The organism is Holdemanella sp. DFI.5.55 (assembly GCF_020593575.1).
In the GTDB taxonomy this organism is placed as follows: Bacteria; Bacillota_I; Bacilli_A; order Erysipelotrichales; family Erysipelotrichaceae; genus Holdemanella; species Holdemanella hominis.
The window spans coordinates 1-234 of the sequence record NZ_JAJDMK010000384.1 but is presented as its reverse complement, the minus strand read 5'-3'; the positions used below and the strand labels follow the sequence as shown (position 1 = coordinate 234).

The 234-nt window shown below is 53.8% G+C and carries 1 protein-coding gene; it reads right to left on the bottom strand.

Annotation, left to right across the window (positions count from 1 at the left end; translation table 11 throughout):
- Positions 1–234 (bottom strand): hypothetical protein (locus LJE08_RS14520; protein ID WP_227403653.1); only part of this gene is annotated, 234 nt, incomplete at both ends.

Below are 234 nucleotides of genomic sequence, written 5' to 3'. Positions count from 1 at the left end.
GCTACACTTTCGATGAAGTTTTGCGACTTGGCATTACTGCTGAAGTAAAGCGAGCTCAAGTCGACCTGATTGCTGGCAGTGTCGGTATTGGCAGCCGCTAAAGTTGTAGTTGCGGCGGCTACTTGGCTGGCACTGGATGCAGCATCACTGGTCTGAGTGGCAGCCGCGCTTTGAACCGCATTGTTGGAACTATCAGCGCTGACGCTGGATGCAGCAGCCGTAGCTGATTCAGCA